General features: G+C 67.5%; 15 protein-coding genes and 1 pseudogene. 11 read left to right on the top strand and 5 right to left on the bottom strand.

Annotated elements, in window-relative coordinates; genetic code table 11:
• Window positions 1-147: 147 nt before the first annotated feature.
• Window positions 148-1,026: a RecB family exonuclease gene (locus tag A5750_RS00610; protein ID WP_066946908.1), complete on the bottom strand. Its 879-nt coding sequence runs from the start codon at window positions 1,024-1,026 to the stop codon at window positions 148-150.
• A 73-nt stretch (window positions 1,027-1,099) separates the two neighbouring features.
• Between A5750_RS00610 and trmI the strand changes: the two genes are divergently transcribed.
• On the top strand, window positions 1,100-1,942 hold the full coding sequence (gene trmI, locus A5750_RS00615; RefSeq protein ID WP_066946836.1) for a tRNA (adenine(58)-N(1))-methyltransferase TrmI: 843 nt from the start codon (window positions 1,100-1,102) through the stop codon (window positions 1,940-1,942).
• A gap of 48 nt (window positions 1,943-1,990) precedes the next feature.
• Here the strand turns inward: trmI and A5750_RS00620 are convergent, their stop codons facing one another.
• Window positions 1,991-2,284, bottom strand: a complete 294-nt coding sequence (locus A5750_RS00620) for a DUF503 domain-containing protein (RefSeq protein WP_066946832.1) — start codon at window positions 2,282-2,284, stop codon at window positions 1,991-1,993.
• Window positions 2,285-2,433: 149 nt separating this feature from the next.
• Window positions 2,434-2,991, bottom strand: a pseudogene (locus A5750_RS00625) (hypothetical protein); the annotation flags it as partial.
• Between the two features lie 310 nt (window positions 2,992-3,301).
• On the opposite strand from A5750_RS00625, the gene arc reads away from it, so the two are divergent.
• On the top strand, window positions 3,302-5,128 hold the full coding sequence (gene arc / locus A5750_RS00630) for a proteasome ATPase (protein ID WP_066949164.1): 1,827 nt from the start codon (window positions 3,302-3,304) through the stop codon (window positions 5,126-5,128).
• A gap of 30 nt (window positions 5,129-5,158) precedes the next feature.
• On the opposite strand, the gene A5750_RS00635 is transcribed toward arc, so the two are convergent.
• Both A5750_RS00635 and A5750_RS00640 read right to left on the bottom strand, forming a co-directional pair.
• Window positions 5,159-5,800, bottom strand: coding sequence for a hypothetical protein (locus tag A5750_RS00635; protein WP_066949089.1), 642 nt, complete (start codon window positions 5,798-5,800; stop codon window positions 5,159-5,161).
• A gap of 9 nt (window positions 5,801-5,809) precedes the next feature.
• The gene (locus A5750_RS00640) at window positions 5,810-6,994 is read right to left on the bottom strand and encodes a hypothetical protein (protein WP_066949087.1); all 1,185 of its coding nucleotides are present in this window, start codon (window positions 6,992-6,994) and stop codon (window positions 5,810-5,812) included.
• 88 nt (window positions 6,995-7,082) lie between these two features.
• Between A5750_RS00640 and dop the strand changes: the two genes are divergently transcribed.
• From dop to tatC, 9 genes are all read left to right on the top strand, one after another.
• Complete coding sequence (gene dop, locus A5750_RS00645) at window positions 7,083-8,591, top strand: pup deamidase/depupylase (RefSeq protein ID WP_066949085.1); 1,509 nt, start codon at window positions 7,083-7,085, stop codon at window positions 8,589-8,591.
• Window positions 8,592-8,708: 117 nt separating this feature from the next.
• Window positions 8,709-8,903 (top strand): ubiquitin-like protein Pup, encoded by a 195-nt coding sequence (locus A5750_RS00650; protein ID WP_007170369.1) that lies wholly within the window; start codon window positions 8,709-8,711, stop codon window positions 8,901-8,903.
• Entirely contained in the window at window positions 8,900-9,775 is an 876-nt protein-coding gene (prcB, locus tag A5750_RS00655) for a proteasome subunit beta (protein ID WP_066949083.1), read from the top strand. Before A5750_RS00650 ends, prcB begins: the two co-directional genes overlap by 4 nt.
• Window positions 9,772-10,542: a proteasome subunit alpha gene (gene prcA / locus A5750_RS00660; RefSeq protein ID WP_066949081.1), complete on the top strand. Its 771-nt coding sequence runs from the start codon at window positions 9,772-9,774 to the stop codon at window positions 10,540-10,542. The genes prcB and prcA overlap by 4 nt, the downstream gene beginning before the upstream one ends.
• 188 nt (window positions 10,543-10,730) lie before the next feature.
• Window positions 10,731-12,089, top strand: coding sequence for a Pup--protein ligase (gene pafA, locus A5750_RS00665; RefSeq protein WP_156622714.1), 1,359 nt, complete (start codon window positions 10,731-10,733; stop codon window positions 12,087-12,089).
• 205 nt (window positions 12,090-12,294) lie between these two features.
• The gene (locus tag A5750_RS00670; protein WP_066949162.1) at window positions 12,295-13,290 is read left to right on the top strand and encodes a YafY family protein; all 996 of its coding nucleotides are present in this window, start codon (window positions 12,295-12,297) and stop codon (window positions 13,288-13,290) included.
• Complete coding sequence (locus tag A5750_RS00675; protein ID WP_067260601.1) at window positions 13,287-14,258, top strand: YafY family protein; 972 nt, start codon at window positions 13,287-13,289, stop codon at window positions 14,256-14,258. Before A5750_RS00670 ends, A5750_RS00675 begins: the two co-directional genes overlap by 4 nt.
• Window positions 14,259-14,330: 72 nt before the next feature.
• A complete protein-coding gene (gene tatA, locus A5750_RS00680) occupies window positions 14,331-14,624 on the top strand; it encodes a Sec-independent protein translocase subunit TatA (protein WP_066949072.1) in 294 nt (97 codons plus the stop codon).
• A 45-nt stretch (window positions 14,625-14,669) separates the two neighbouring features.
• On the top strand, window positions 14,670-15,635 hold the full coding sequence (tatC, locus tag A5750_RS00685; RefSeq protein WP_156659271.1) for a twin-arginine translocase subunit TatC: 966 nt from the start codon (window positions 14,670-14,672) through the stop codon (window positions 15,633-15,635).
• Window positions 15,636-15,637: the final 2 nt, after the last annotated feature.

Below are 15,637 nucleotides of genomic sequence, written 5' to 3' on the forward strand. Positions count from 1 at the left end.
CCCGCGGGGATCTGAGAAGAAATAACGAATCGATCACGACGTGCTGGCAAGCCGTTCGGCGCCAACGTTGTCAACAGCATACCGCACTCGCGGTGAGCCGGCGGCTAGGCCACAGAGACCCTCGTCACACCATTGGTGAGCGGTTGGTCATGCCGCCGGCTCGGTCTGATGCGAAAACTCTTGCGCCGGTGGGTATTCCGGCCAGCCCGGATAAGTCGGCGGTGTTCCGCCGAACAGCGGGCAGTGCTGCTGGTGGGGGCACCAGTCGCACAACCGCGACTGGCTGGGACGGAAATCGCCCGTCTGCCCGGCGGATTGGATCGCGCGCCAGATCGCCATCAGGGTCTTCTCAAACCGCAGCAACTCGTCGTGGTCGGGCGAGTAATCCAGCACTTGGCCGTCGGCGAGGTAGATGAGCCGCAGCCGGGTGGGCGGCACGCCGCGGGTGCGCAGCAGGGCAACCGCGTAGAACTTCATCTGGAACATCGCTTTGAATTCCGCCAGGGCACGCGCGGCCGGCGGCGCCTTGCCGGTCTTGTAGTCGACCACCCGCAGCTCGCCGGTGGCGGCGACGTCGATCCGATCGATGAACCCGCGCAGCAGCGTGCCGTCGGCGAGCTCGACCTCCACGCGCTCTTCACAGCAATGCGGGTCGAAGCGGGTCGGGTCCTCGAGCCGGTAATAGCCGGAGAGCAGCGCACGGGCCTCGGCGAGCAGCTGGCCGCGCTGCGCGGGATCGAACTCGCCGGCCAGGTCGGGTTCCGCGGCGATCACCCGCTCCCAGGCCGGCTCGACCAGCGACAGCGCGGTGTCGGGGCCGCGCTGGGCGGCGGGCAGCCCGTAGAGCTGCTGCAGGGCCGCGTGCACCACCGAGCCGCGCAACTGTGCGGCCGACGGGGCCTCGGGCAACCGGTCGATCGCCCGGAACCGGTACAGCAGCGGGCACTGCTTGAAGTCCGCCGCCCGCGACGGGGAGAGCGCCGGTTTCGCAGCCGGCCGCGTGCGTGTCTGCGGCTGGTCGATCATGAGCGCAGCGTAGAACCGGGTGCCGACAACCCCGAGCACCGCCCGCGGCGAGTCGGCTGGCACGCTAGACGGCGTGTCCGCAACCGGCCCGTTCACCGTCGGGGAACGCGTCCAACTCACCGACGCCAAGGGCCGGCACTACACGATGTCGCTCACGCCCGGCGCCGAGTTCCATACCCATCGCGGCTCGATCGCCCACGATGCGCTGATCGGGCTGGAGCAGGGCAGCGTGGTCAAATCCAGCAACGGGGCGCCCTTCCTGGTGCTGCGCCCGCTGCTGGTCGACTACATCATGTCGATGCCCCGCGGGCCGCAGGTCATCTACCCCAAGGACGCGGCGCAGATCGTGCACGAGGGCGACATCTTCCCGGGCGCCCGCGTGCTGGAGGCCGGGGCCGGATCCGGGGCGCTGACCTGCTCGCTGCTGCGCGCGGTCGGGCCCGAGGGGCGGGTGGTCTCCTACGAACAGCGCGCCGATCACGCCGAACACGCGCTCCGCAACGTCTCGGTGTTCTATGGCCAGCCACCGGACAACTGGGAGCTGATCGTCAGCGACCTCGTCGACTCCGATCGGCCCGACGGCTCCTTCGACCGGGCGGTGCTCGACATGCTCGCGCCGTGGGAGGTGCTCGACGCGGTGTCCCGCCTGCTGATCCCCGGCGGCGTACTGATGATCTACGTGGCGACCGTGACCCAGCTGTCGCGCGTCGTGGAGGCGTTGCGGGCCCAGCAATGCTGGACCGAGCCGCGGTCGTGGGAAACGCTGCAGCGCGGCTGGAACGTGGTCGGCCTGGCCGTCCGGCCGCAGCATTCCATGCGCGGGCACACCGCATTCCTGGTCTTCACGCGACGCCTCGCACCCGGCGTCGTCGCCCCCGCGCCGTTGGGCCGCAAACGCGAGGGCCGCGACGGCTAGCGGCGATCGCAAGCGCGGCGGGTCGTCGCCATCGGCCGGGCTTTTGCGTTAGTCGTCGCTGCGCTGCAAGCCGCGTCGCACCGACAGCAGCTCGAACTCTGGGTGCGCGGCCACCAGCCGTTCGGCCGCATCCAGGACGTCGACCGCGTGGCTCCGGTCGGCGGACACCGTGGCCAGCCCGATGCCCGCGCGCCGGTAGAGCTCATGTGAACCGGTCTCGGCCGCCGACACGCTGAATTTGCGTCGCAGCTCGGCGACGACGGGGCGGATCACCGACCGTTTCTGCTTGAGCGACCGGACGTCGCCGAGTAAGACGTCGAACTCGAGCCAGCCGATCCACATGCCGGGTGTCAACCGGGTGGCTCCGGGGCCGGCGCGGGCTCTGGGGCCGGACCGGGCTCCGGGGCTGGTGCGGGAGCCGGGGCGGGGGCTGGTTGCGGCGCGGGCGCAGGGGCCGGCACGGGCGGCGGAGCCGGTGGCGGTGCGGGGGCCGGCACCGGAGGCGGCGCCGGTGCCGGGCTGGGGGGCGGGGTCACCGCCGGCGACTTGCCCACCGCCAACAGCATTTCGCCGGTTCGCCGGGACAACTGCCAACCCCCTTGGAAGGGCGTGAATTCCATGGGGAAGTGAAAGCTGGCGTTTGCCGGCTGGGCGGTGTTGACGTCGATGGTCGCCACCACGTCGGCGGGGGTCTTGTCCGACCAGGCGATGTCGTGCGCGACGAAGTTCATGGGTAGGTAGCCGTTGTCGCGCAACGCGTTGGAAAACTTGCCCAGGGTGTCCGCGCTTTCGGGGGTCGCGCCTTCGACCAGACCCACCTTGTTGATACCGGATACGTTCGGGTCGACGAGCCGGGTCAAGATGTCGGTAAGGGCTTCAGGCGTCGGCAGCGGGGTAGTCGGAAAACTAGCGACCGTGCTCGACGTGGCTGGGGCCGCCGCGGGCACGGAGGAGGCAATTCGGGGTTGCTGATGCGACGAACATCCCGAGAGTCCGACCGCCGCCAGGATGGTGGCGGCGCTCAACGTTGCGGACAGGTGTCGGTGCATCCCGTCGATCAGGCCGGCTGCGGGGTCGGGACGCTGTGCGGAGGGGGCACCCGGCGCGCGGTCGGGCCAACGGGTGCAACTGAACTCACACCCGCGCTCGCCGCGCCGACGTCGGCTGAGCCGACTAGGCCGGTGGCGAGGCTTTTTGCGGTCACAGCGGCCCTTTCGATCAGCGAGATTAGTGGCCGAGATTACCAGCGAGACGAAAATCTTAACTTTTCGTGGGTATTTGACTCCGCACATCATTGGTCAATCGCCGGTAGCTTTGAAGTATCCACCGCGCCAATTCGGTGTGGGAAAGGAGCGCAACATGGGTGGCTCAGAGCGTTCTGAATCATTCGGTACCCCCCGTGAGTCAGGCATGTCCCCCGGCGATGCTGCCGAATTGGAAGAATTACGCCGCGAGGCAGCGCTGCTGCGCGAGCAACTCGAGCATGCGGCCGGGCAAGGCGGCGCCCGCTCCGCGCGCGATGTGCATCAACTGGAAGCCCGCATCGACTCGCTTGCGGCCCGCAACTCGAAGTTGATGGAGACGCTCAAAGAGGCGCGCCAGCAACTACTGGCGTTGCGGGAGGAAGTCGATCGGCTCGGGCAGCCGCCGAGTGGTTACGGCGTATTGTTGGGCGCGCACGAGGACGACACCGTCGATGTGTTCACCTCGGGCCGCAAGATGCGCCTGACCTGCTCGCCGAACATCGAGGTCGCGTCGCTGCGCAAGGGCCAGACGGTTCGCCTCAACGAGGCGCTGACGGTCGTCGAGGCCGGCACCTACGAATCGGTCGGCGAGATCTCCACGTTGCGTGAGCTGTTGGCCGACGGGCACCGCGCGTTGGTCGTCGGTCACGCCGACGAGGAGCGCATCGTCTGGCTGGCGGAGCCGCTGGTGGCCGAGGACCTGCCGGAGGGACACCCCGACGCCCTCAACGACGACACCAGGCCGCGCAAGCTGCGGCCGGGCGACTCGTTGCTGGTCGACACCAAGGCGGGCTACGCGTTCGAGCGCATCCCCAAGGCCGAGGTCGAAGACCTGGTGCTGGAAGAGGTGCCCGACGTCAGCTACCAGGACATCGGTGGCCTGACTCGCCAGATCGAGCAGATCCGCGATGCGGTGGAGCTGCCCTTCCTGCACAAGGAGCTGTACCGGGAGTACGCGCTGCGCCCGCCCAAGGGTGTGTTGCTGTACGGCCCGCCCGGCTGTGGGAAGACGTTGATCGCCAAGGCGGTGGCGAACTCGCTGGCGAAGAAGATGGCCGAGGTGCGTGGGGACGACGCGCGCGAGGCGAAGTCCTACTTCCTCAACATCAAGGGCCCGGAGCTGCTGAACAAGTTCGTCGGCGAGACCGAGCGGCACATCCGGCTGATCTTCCAGCGGGCCCGCGAGAAGGCGTCCGAGGGAACACCGGTGATCGTGTTCTTCGACGAGATGGACTCGATATTCCGCACCCGCGGCACCGGCGTCTCCTCCGATGTCGAGACCACCGTGGTCCCGCAGCTGCTGAGTGAGATCGACGGGGTGGAGGGGCTCGAGAACGTCATCGTGATCGGCGCCTCCAACCGTGAGGACATGATCGACCCCGCGATCCTGCGGCCCGGCCGTCTGGACGTGAAGATCAAGATCGAGCGGCCCGATGCCGAAGCGGCGCAAGACATCTTCTCGAAGTACCTGGTCGAGACGCTGCCGGTGCATGCCGACGATCTCGCCGAGTTCGGGGGCGACCGTTCGGCCTGCATCCGGGCGATGATCGAAAAGGTCGTCGAGCGGATGTACGCCGAGATCGACGACAACCGGTTCCTGGAGGTCACCTACGCCAACGGTGACAAGGAAGTCATGTACTTCAAGGACTTCAACTCCGGAGCCATGATCCAGAACGTCGTCGACCGGGCGAAGAAGAACGCGATCAAGTCGGTGCTGGAAACCGGGCAACCGGGTCTGCGCATCCAGCATCTGCTCGACTCGATCGTGGACGAGTTCGCCGAGAACGAGGACCTGCCCAACACCACCAACCCCGATGACTGGGCACGGATTTCGGGTAAGAAGGGCGAGCGGATCGTCTACATCCGCACGCTGGTCACCGGCAAGAGCTCGAGCGCATCGCGGGCCATCGACACCGAATCCAACCTCGGCCAATACCTGTAAGGCGGCGCGCCGGCGCGGTGCGGTTCAGCGTCAGTCGGTCACCAACGAGTAGCTGTTGGTCAGATTGTCCTGCAGCACTTGGGCCGCCCGGGTCCGGGTGTCCACGCGCAGCTCGTCGGTGAGGACACGGGGCTGGTAGGTCCACCCCGCCGGCAGGTCGAGCCGGTCGGCGAGTCGCGGCAAATCGGCTTGCGACAGGTTGGGGTCGGCGACTTGGCTCAGGGTCTGCATCACCCAGTGCTGTCCCTGGGGGTCGATGAGTTCGTAGATCTGTTGTCCGGCGTTGAAGACGAAGACGGTGTGGCGATTGACCTTGTTGGGGACATAGGGCGCGGGATTCATCGAGGACAACAGGACCGTCGCCTGCTGGATCATCTCGATGCCGCCGAAGGTCTTGGTCACCTGCGGACCTTGGGCTTGTTTCTCGATGGCGTTCATCAGCCAGTACCGCGGACCGTTGAGCAGCGCTGCGGCCACGCCGTTTTCGGCGGCGATGGCGTGCGGGTCGAGCGCGGACCACAGTTCGGCGGGGCAGTCGTTGAGCGGAAAGCTGTTGTAGACCGTTGCCTGCGGGCCGGCCTCGCCGGAAGTTACCAGTAGCACTTCGCCGTAGCGTTTTCCGGCCAGGTCGAGCGAGTGTTTACCGACGTGGTCGGATTCGGGGGCGGACACACGGTGAAGTTAGTCACTACCGTCGGTGCCGTCAACAGCAAGCGCGGACGGCGCGACCGCGCCGCGGTAGCGGTTGCGGGCCGCCAGGGCGGTGTGCAGATCGTCGATCAGCGGGTCGAGGAACATACCCCGATACTCGGCGTCGTCGACCGCGCGGGCGCTGATGTACATGAACGTCAGCGCGCCCAGGAACAGGCACATGTGGATCAGCGAATCTGGCGCCGGGAACGTGAAGCCGAATACCGTCGAGGTGGTGGCCGTGTTGTGCGCCCATTCCTTGAGTAGTGGTGGCGTCAAGATGATCAGGCCGAGGACCAGATACATCGTCGCGGCGACGGCGGCCACCACCAGGATCTCGATGAGTTGTGAGGTCGCCAGCAGAAACACCACGTTGAGGCGTTCTGCGCGTTTCAGGGGGGTGCCGGCCGCGGGATCATGCATCGTCGCAAACGGTGTGCCGGCGAGGTTCTCACTACCTTGGGGCAGCGACGCCGTCGACTTCAACAGGGGTCGCACTCGTTCCACGGTCTTGGACACGACGAAGGTCCCTGCAATGCCGAGCAGGAAAACGATTGCCAGCGAAAGTCTTTCGCCGTTGATGTTCGCCGCCATCAGCCAGACGTAGGTGTTGAAGAACACCAACGCGGTCAGCAGCACGATGGGCAGGGCGCGGACCGCCAGCGTGCCAACCGTGGACAGGTGCTCCATCGTCATGCGCACCGCCCACGCGAACACCGACCCAACGCCGCTGCCGGTCAGCACGAACACCAGGACCAGGATGACGGCGTGCCGGGTCAACTGCATGGGGCCGGATTCGATGACACCGCACGCGATCGCGAGGCCCAGTGCCACGGTCGCGACGGTCGCGCGGTTGCGCCCGCTCGACGTCCGCGATACCAGCCAACCGGCCAGGGCGGCCAGCGGGAGAGCGACCGCGAGCAGCGCCAGAATCACCCACTGGTGAGTCGTCGGCGTTCCGCTGATGAAGACCTCTTTGCCGTCGCTGACGAAATAGACGCCCAGCAGGCAGACCTCCACCGCCGCCCAGGCCGCCAGCGCGGGAGCGCACCGCGGCCACAGCCGCCGCCACCGGCCGCGCCGGGTCAGCACCGACGGCAACCCACGCTCTAAGAACCACTGTTCAGCCGCGGCCGCCTGCCTGCGGTCCGGCGTGCGGCGCGGAGTTGGGTCCACATCCGGTCACCCTAGTGGCGCGGCAACCTCGTGCCGGGCGTTTTCCCCCTGCGCGAGGACGGATCGTCGCCCGGCCTACGCTGAACGCATGCAACGGATTATCGGGACGGAGGTCGAGTACGGCATTTCGTCGCCGTCCGACCCGACCGCCAACCCGATCCTCACCTCGACCCAAGCGGTGTTGGCCTATGCGGCCGCCGCCGGCATTCAACGCGCCAAGCGCACCCGATGGGACTACGAGGTGGAATCGCCACTGCGCGACGCCCGCGGTTTCGACCTGAGCCGCTCGGCGGGTCCGCCCCCGGTGGTCGACGCCGACGAGGTCGGCGCCGCCAACATGATCCTGACCAACGGGGCGCGGCTCTACGTCGACCACGCACATCCCGAGTACTCGGCGCCCGAGTGCACCGACCCGCTCGACGCGGTGGTCTGGGATAAGGCCGGCGAGCGGGTGATGGAGGCCGCCGCCCGGCACGTCGCCAGCGTGCCCGGGGCCGCCAAGCTGCAGCTCTACAAGAACAATGTGGACGGCAAAGGCGCCTCCTACGGCGCGCACGAAAATTACCTGATGTCGCGGCAGACGCCGTTTTCGTCGATCATCGCCGGACTGACCCCCTTTCTGGTGTCCCGGCAGGTGGTGACCGGCTCCGGCCGGGTCGGCATCGGGCCGTCCGGTGACGAGCCCGGCTTCCAGCTGTCCCAGCGCTCCGATTACATCGAGGTCGAGGTCGGCCTCGAAACCACGCTCAAGCGGGGCATCATCAACACCCGCGACGAACCGCACGCCGACGCCGACCGGTACCGCAGGTTGCACGTCATCATCGGCGACGCCAACCTGGCCGAGACGTCGACCTATCTGAAGCTGGGCACCACGGCGCTGGTGCTGGACCTGATCGAAGTCGGCCCGGAGCACGGGATCGACCTGAGCGACTTGGTGCTGGCCAGGCCGGTGCACGCGGTCCACGCGATCAGCCGCGATCCGTCCCTGCGGGCCGTCGTGGCGCTGGCCGACGGTCGCGAATTGACGGCCCTTGCGTTGCAACGGATTTACCTGGACCGGGTGGCGAAGCTGGTCGACAGCCGCGACCCCGACCCCCGCGCCGCCGACATCGTCCAGACCTGGGCCCAGGTGCTCGACCAACTCGAGCGGGACCCGATGGAATGCGCCGAGGTGCTCGACTGGCCGGCCAAGCTGCGGCTGCTGGAGGGCTTCCGGCAGCGGGAGAATCTCAGCTGGTCGGCGCCGCGGCTACACCTGGTCGATCTGCAGTATTCCGATGTCCGGCTGGACAAGGGCCTGTACAACCGGCTCGTCGCGCGTGGCTCGATGAAGCGTCTGGTCACCGAACACCAGGTGCTGGAGGCCGTGGACAACCCGCCGACGGACACGCGCGCGTACTTCCGGGGTGAATGCCTGCGCAGGTTCGGCGCCGACATCGCCGCGGCCAGTTGGGACTCGGTGATCTTCGACCTGGGTGGCGACTCGCTGGTTCGGATTCCGACGCTTGAGCCGCTGCGCGGCAGTAAGGCGCACGTCGGAGCACTGCTGGATTCGGTGGATAGCGCCGCCGAACTGGTGGAACAACTCACCAGCTGAGCCGGTTAAACCGGGGAACGTCGGGGTTGACCGGTAGGGTAGAGATACCAGCGGGGCAGTGTGGCTGACGAACCAAGCAAGCCGCTGAACAAGTTCACATGAAGCAGGAGGCCGGCGATGGCTCAGGAGCAGACCAAGCGTGGCGGTGGTGGTGGCGACGACGACGATTTCGCCGACAGCACGGCCGCGGGCCAGGAGCGCCGCGAGAAGCTAGCCGAGGACACCGACGATCTGCTCGACGAGATCGATGACGTCCTCGAAGAGAACGCTGAAGACTTCGTCCGGGCATACGTCCAAAAGGGCGGACAGTGACCTGGCCCTTCTCTGACCGTCTCTCCGCTAACTCCCCCCTCCCGGCAAATCCCGCCGTAGACCTGTCGTCGTTTGCTGACTTCCTGCGCCGTCAAGCGCCGGAGCTGCTGCCGGCGACTCTCGGCGGCGCGCAAGCCGGCGGGGCCGGCTCGCAGCTGCCGCACGGCACGACCATCGTGGCCCTGAAATATCCCGGTGGCGTTGTCATCGCCGGCGACCGTCGCTCTACCCAGGGCAACATGATCGCCGGGCGTGACGTGAAAAAGGTATACGTCACCGACGACTACACCGCCACGGGCATCGCGGGCACCGCGGCCATCGCCGTCGAGTTCGCCCGCCTCTACGCGGTGGAACTCGAGCACTACGAGAAGCTCGAAGGTGTGCCGCTCACGTTCGCCGGCAAGGTGAACCGGCTCGCGATCATGGTGCGCGGAAACCTGGCCGCCGCGATGCAGGGACTGGTGGCGCTGCCGCTGCTGGCGGGCTACGACATCCACGCGGCCGACCCCGAGGGAGCCGGCCGGATCGTCTCGTTCGACGCCGCCGGCGGCTGGAACGTGGAAGAAGAGGGCTACCAGTCGGTGGGGTCGGGGTCGATCTTCGCCAAGTCGTCGATCAAGAAGTTGTACTCGCGCGTCGTCGACGCCGATTCCGCGGTGCGGGTGGCCGTCGAGGCGCTGTACGACGCCGCCGATGACGATTCCGCCACCGGCGGACCCGACTTGGTGCGCGGTATTTACCCGACGGCGGTCACCATCGGTGCCGAAGGGGCGGCCGAGGTGCCCGAGCGGCGGATCGCCGAGCTGGCCCGCGAAGTTATCGAAAGTCGCTCGCGCGCCGATACTTTCGGCCCCGATGGCGGTGAGAAGTGAGCTTTCCTTATTTCATATCGCCCGAGCAGGCGATGCGCGAGCGCAGCGAGCTCGCACGCAAAGGCATCGCGCGCGGCAAGAGCGTGGTCGCGCTGGTCTACGCCGGTGGTGTGCTGTTTGTGGCGGAGAACCCGTCGCGGTCCCTGCAGAAGATCAGCGAGCTCTACGATCGCGTGGGCTTCGCAGCCGCGGGCAAGTTCAACGAGTTCGATAATCTGCGGCGCGGCGGAATCCAGTTCGCCGACACCCGGGGCTACGCGTACGACCGCCGCGACGTCACCGGCCGCCAGCTGGCCAACGTCTACGCCCAGACTTTGGGCACCATCTTCACCGAGCAGGCCAAGCCGTACGAGGTGGAGTTGTGCGTCGCCGAGGTGGCGCACTACGGCGAGACGAAACCGCCTGAGTTGTACCGCATCACCTACGACGGGTCGATCGCCGATGAGCCGCATTTCGTGGTGATGGGCGGTACGACGGAGCCGATCACCACCGCGCTCAAGGAGTCCTACGCCGAGAACGCCGACCTGCGCGACGCGACGCAGATCGCCGTGAAGGCGTTGCGGGCCGGCAGTGCCGACGGTTCCAACGGGGACCTTTCTCCTGATGTGGGCAGCCTGGAGGTTGCCATCCTGGACGTCAGCCGGCCGCGGCGGGCGTTCCGGCGGATCAACCGGGCCGCCCTGGAAAACCTGTTGCACGAGGGAGATTCGAAGCAGCCGGAAAGCAACGGCGAAGCGCCGGATTCCAACGGCGACTCCGCGGGCTGAATCGGGCGTGTCCGAGCGTGTTCGCTATCGGCAGAACACCGAGCGCACGGGTGCGGTTCTGGGACCGCTGGTACACAGGGTGCTGGTGAGCCGTCGCGGGAGGCGCTAGCGGGCCGCGGGAAAGTCGTCGGGACCCGTAGGCGCGGCTTCCGCGCCCTCCCGGTCGGACAACCAGTACCCTCGATTACGTGCAGCGACGAATTATGGGCATCGAGACCGAGTTCGGTGTCACCTGCACCTTCCACGGCCATCGCCGCCTGTCCCCGGACGAGGTCGCCCGTTATCTCTTCCGGCGCGTCGTGTCCTGGGGGCGCAGCTCCAACGTTTTCCTCCGCAACGGTGCCCGCCTGTATCTCGACGTGGGCAGCCACCCCGAGTACGCGACGGCCGAGTGCGACAGCCTGGTACAGCTGGTCACCCACGACCGGGCCGGCGAATGGGTGCTGGAAGACCTGCTCATCGACGCCGAACAGCGGCTCGCCGACGAGGGCATCGGCGGCGACATCTACCTGTTCAAGAACAACACCGATTCGGCGGGCAACTCCTACGGCTGCCACGAGAACTACCTGATCGTGCGGGCCGGCGAGTTCTCCCGGATCTCCGATGTGTTGCTGCCGTTCCTGGTCACCCGCCAGCTGATCTGCGGGGCCGGCAAGGTGCTGCAAACCCCCAAGGCGGCGACGTTCTGCCTTTCCCAACGTGCCGAGCACATCTGGGAGGGTGTCTCCTCGGCCACCACCCGCAGCCGTCCGATCATCAACACCCGCGACGAGCCGCACGCCGACGCCGAGAAGTACCGGCGGTTGCACGTGATCGTCGGCGACTCCAACATGTGCGAGACCACCACCATGCTCAAGGTGGGGACCGCGGCGCTGGTGCTGGAAATGATCGAGGCCGGCGTTCCCTTCCGCGACTTCTCGCTGGACAACCCCATCCGCGCCATCCGGGAGGTCAGCCACGATGTCACCGGCCGGCGGCCGGTGCGGCTGGCCGGCGGGCGTCAGGCCAGCGCGCTGGACATCCAGCGCGAGTACTACACCCGCGCCGTCGAACACCTGCAGACCCGCGAGCCCAACGCCCAGATCGAGCAGGTCGTGGACCTGTGGGGGCGTCAGCTCGACGCTGTCGAGAGCCAGGACTTCGCCAAGGTCGACACCGAAATCGACTGGGTGATCAAGCGCAAGCTGTTCCAGCGCTACCAGGACCGCTACAACATGGAGCTGTCCGACCCCAAGATCGCCCAGCTGGACCTGGCCTATCACGACATCAAGCGCGGGCGCGGCGTGTTCGACCTGCTGCAGCGCAAGGGACTTGCGGCGCGCGTGACCACCGACGAGGAAATCACGGAGGCGGTCGACCATCCGCCCCAGACCACCCGCGCCCGGCTGCGTGGCGAGTTCATCAGCGCCGCCCAGGCCGCGGGCCGCGACTTCACCGTCGACTGGGTGCACCTCAAGCTCAACGACCAGGCCCAACGCACCGTGCTGTGCAAAGACCCCTTCCGGGCGGTCGACGAGCGGGTCAAGCGGCTGATCGCCAGCATGTAGCTCCACCGCTCACCATTGGTCGCAACAGTCACACCAGTCCCGCCGGGGCGGCCCATGCTCCCGCCGGAAACGTGATAGCGCCGGCGCTATCAAATTCTCGAAGGCTGTGGTGCTCGCCGGCTCGTGACTGGTGTGGCGATTGTTAATGGTGCGACTCGCCAGCCGGTGCAGGCGCGGCGCGAGCGCCAGCTATAACCTGGTGCGAATGGCGACCTCGAAAGTCGAGCGGTTGGTCAATCTCGTCATCGCCCTGCTGTCCACCCGCGGCTACATCAGCGCGGAGAAGATCAGGTCCAGCGTGGCCGGGTACGCGGACAGTCCCAGCGCCGAGGCGTTCTCCCGCATGTTCGAGCGCGACAAGAACGAGCTGCGCGATTTGGGCATCCCGCTGGAGGTCGGCAGGGCGTCGGCCCAGGATCCCACCGAGGGCTACCGCATCAACCGCGACGCCTACTCGCTGCCGGCAGTCGAGCTGACTTCGGACGAGGCGGCCGCGGTAGCCGTCGCGACGCAATTGTGGGAGTCGCCCGAGCTGATCACCGCCACCCAGGGTGCGTTGCTCAAGCTGCGTGCTGCCGGGGTCGACGTCGACCCGGACGCGCCGGTGGCCATTGCCTCCCCGGCCGGCGTGCCCGGGCTGCGCGGGTCGGAGGAGGTTCTCGGAGTCCTGTTGTCGGCCATCGATTCCCGGCAGGCGGTGCAGTTCCCGCACCGGCCGTCGCGGGCCGAGCCGTACAGCATGCGCACCGTGGAACCGTGGGGCGTCGTGACCCAGAAGGGTCGCTGGTATCTGGTGGGCCACGACCGCGACCGCGACGCCACTCGCACCTTTCGGCTGTCGCGAATCGGCGCCGAGGTCAGGCCGATCGGCCCACCCGGGGTGGTCGTCGTGCCCGAGGACGTGGACCTGCGCCAGATCGTCGCCCGCACGGTGGCCGAGATCCCGACCGGTGGGCAGGCGCGGGTGTGGGTCGCCGACGGGCGGGCCACCGCGTTGCGGCGCGCCGGGACGTCGACCGGCACGCGGCAGCTGGGCGGCCGCGACGGCGACGTGGTCGAAATCGACATCGGATCCAGCGACCGGTTGGCCCGCGACATCGCCGGCTATGGGGCCGACGCCATAGTGCTCGAGCCGCAGTCCCTGCGCGACGACGTGCTGGCGCGGCTGCGCGCCCACGTGGAGGAGGCGAACCAGCCATGACCCCCATATCCACGCGATTGATCCGGCTGCTCAACATGGTGCCGTATTTCCAGGCCAACCCGCGGGTCACTCGGGCCAAGGCGGCCGCCGACCTCGGGGTATCCGCCAAGCAACTGGAAGAGGACCTCAACCAGCTGTGGATGTGCGGCCTGCCCGGTTACTACCCGGGTGACCTGATCGACTTCCAATTCTCCGGCGATACCATCGAGGTGACGTTCTCCGCGGGCATCGACCGGCCGCTCAAGCTCACCTCACCGGAGGCCACCGGTCTGTTGGTGGCGTTGCGGGCACTCGCCGATATCCCGGGCGTCGTCGACCCGGAGGCGGCACGCAGCGCGATCGCCAAGATCGAGGCCGCGGCCGGCGCCATCGGGCACGACGCCACCGGCTCGGTGGCAGCGGTCGACGAGCCCGCGCCCGCGGAAAGCCGCGCGGCGGCCGCGGTCCGCACGGCCGTCCAGCACAAACGCGCGCTGGCCATCGACTATTACTCCGCGTCGCATGACACCCTTACCAGCCGGATCGTCGACCCCGTCCGGGTACTGCTGATCGGTGGCCACAGCTACCTGGAGGCCTGGTCGCGGGAATCGGACGGTGTGCGGCTGTTCCGCTTCGACCGGATCGTCGATGCCACCGAGTTGGACGAGCCGGCGGCCCCGCCCGAACTGGCGCTGCAGGCCCCGCCGGACACGTCGTTGTTCGACGGAGATCCGTCACTGCCGTCGGCCAAACTGCGGGTCGCGCCCTCGGCGTCGTGGATGTTCGAGTACTACCCGATGCGTGAGGTGCGGGAGTTGCCGGACGGATCCTGCGACGCGGTGATGACCTACGCCTCCGAGGACTGGATGACGCGCCTCGTGCTGGGCTTTGGGTCGGACGTGCGGGTGCTTGAACCGGAATCACTCGCGAGACGTATCCGGGATGCGGCGGCCGCGGCGTGCGAGTCCTATCAGGCGCTTACCCACTGAGGTCACGGCGCGGGCGCCCCGGGGGACCGTCGCATTGCGGTAGCATCGGGTAGACGTCTGGAGGTAATCAAAGTGGGCAGTCTTAGTCCGTGGCACTGGGCGATCCTCGCCGTGGTGGTGATCCTGCTTTTTGGTGCCAAGAAGCTCCCCGATGCAGCACGTTCGTTGGGCAAGTCGATGCGCATCTTCAAGTCTGAGCTGCGCGAAATGCAGAGCGAGAACAAAGCGGAGTCGTCGGCCCTGGAGACGAACAGCGCGACCAACAGTGCCCCCTCCGCCGCGAACCCCACTCCCGTGCAGTCGCAGCGGGTCGACGCCCCGGCGGCGGCTCCCGAGCAGGGGCACTCCGAAGCTCGCCCGGCGTAGCCGGCCATCGTCGTCGCGGTGCCCGAACGCCACTGAACGAGCGTCGTGAAAGTTTTCAAGGTTTCAGCGCGCACTGCCGGCGTGCTGAGGCGCCTCAATCCGCGTAACAGGCGCAGCCGCACCAATCCCGACGCGACGATGTCGCTCGTCGACCACCTGACGGAGCTGCGCACGCGTCTGCTGCTCTCGCTGGCCGCCATCCTGGTCACCACGATCTTCGGGTTCGTCTGGTACTCGCATTCGATCTTCGGGCTGGAAAGCCTCGGCGAGTGGCTGCGCCATCCGTACTGCTCGCTGCCTCAATCCGCACGCGCGAGCATAAGTGCCGACGGTCAATGCCGGCTGCTGGCCACGGCCCCGTTCGACCAGTTCATGTTGCGGCTCAAGGTCGGGCTGACCGCCGGGGTCGTGCTGGCCTGCCCTGTGTGGTTCTACGAGCTGTGGGCATTCATCACGCCGGGGCTCTACCAGAAGGAGCGGCGCTTCGCGGTCGGGTTCGTCGTCCCCGCGGCCGTGCTGTTCGTCGCTGGCGCGGTGCTGGCGTACTTCGTGCTGTCCAAGGCGCTGGGCTTCTTGCTGACCGTCGGCAGCGACGTGCAGGTGACCGCGCTGTCCGGGGACCGGTATTTCGGATTCCTGATCAACCTGTTGGTCGTGTTTGGGGTCAGCTTCGAATTTCCGCTGCTGATCGTCATGCTCAACATGACGGGCATGCTGCCCTACGAGCGGCTCAAGTCGTGGCGGCGCGGCCTGATTTTCGCGATGTTCGTGTTCGCGGCCGTCTTCACCCCCGGGTCCGACCCGTTCTCGATGACCGCCCTCGGCGTGGCGCTGTCGGTGCTCCTCGAGTTCGCCATCCAGATCGCCCGCCTGCACGACAGGCGGAAGGCCAAGCGCGAAGCCCAGGCGGTGATCCCGGACGACGAGGCATCGGTCATCGAGCCGCCCGCACCGGTACAGGACCCGGTCTGGGAGCCGTCGTTCACCGGCCAGCATGACGATGTCACCTAACC

Source organism: Mycobacterium sp. 852002-51613_SCH5001154 (assembly GCF_001667425.1).
GTDB lineage: Bacteria > Actinomycetota > Actinomycetes > Mycobacteriales > Mycobacteriaceae > Mycobacterium.

Bases quoted from the DNA above. Each gene is read 5' to 3' on its own strand.
- A5750_RS00610 (WP_066946908.1), bottom strand. From the start codon at position 1,026: ATGATCGACCAGCCGCAGACACGCACGCGGCCGGCTGCGAAACCGGCG.
- A5750_RS00620 (WP_066946832.1), bottom strand. From the start codon at position 2,284: ATGTGGATCGGCTGGCTCGAGTTCGACGTCTTACTCGGCGACGTCCGG.
- arc (WP_066949164.1), top strand. From the start codon at position 3,302: ATGGGTGGCTCAGAGCGTTCTGAATCATTCGGTACCCCCCGTGAGTCA.
- dop (WP_066949085.1), top strand. From the start codon at position 7,083: ATGCAACGGATTATCGGGACGGAGGTCGAGTACGGCATTTCGTCGCCG.
- A5750_RS00650 (WP_007170369.1), top strand. From the start codon at position 8,709: ATGGCTCAGGAGCAGACCAAGCGTGGCGGTGGTGGTGGCGACGACGAC.
- A5750_RS00670 (WP_066949162.1), top strand. From the start codon at position 12,295: ATGGCGACCTCGAAAGTCGAGCGGTTGGTCAATCTCGTCATCGCCCTG.
- A5750_RS00675 (WP_067260601.1), top strand. From the start codon at position 13,287: ATGACCCCCATATCCACGCGATTGATCCGGCTGCTCAACATGGTGCCG.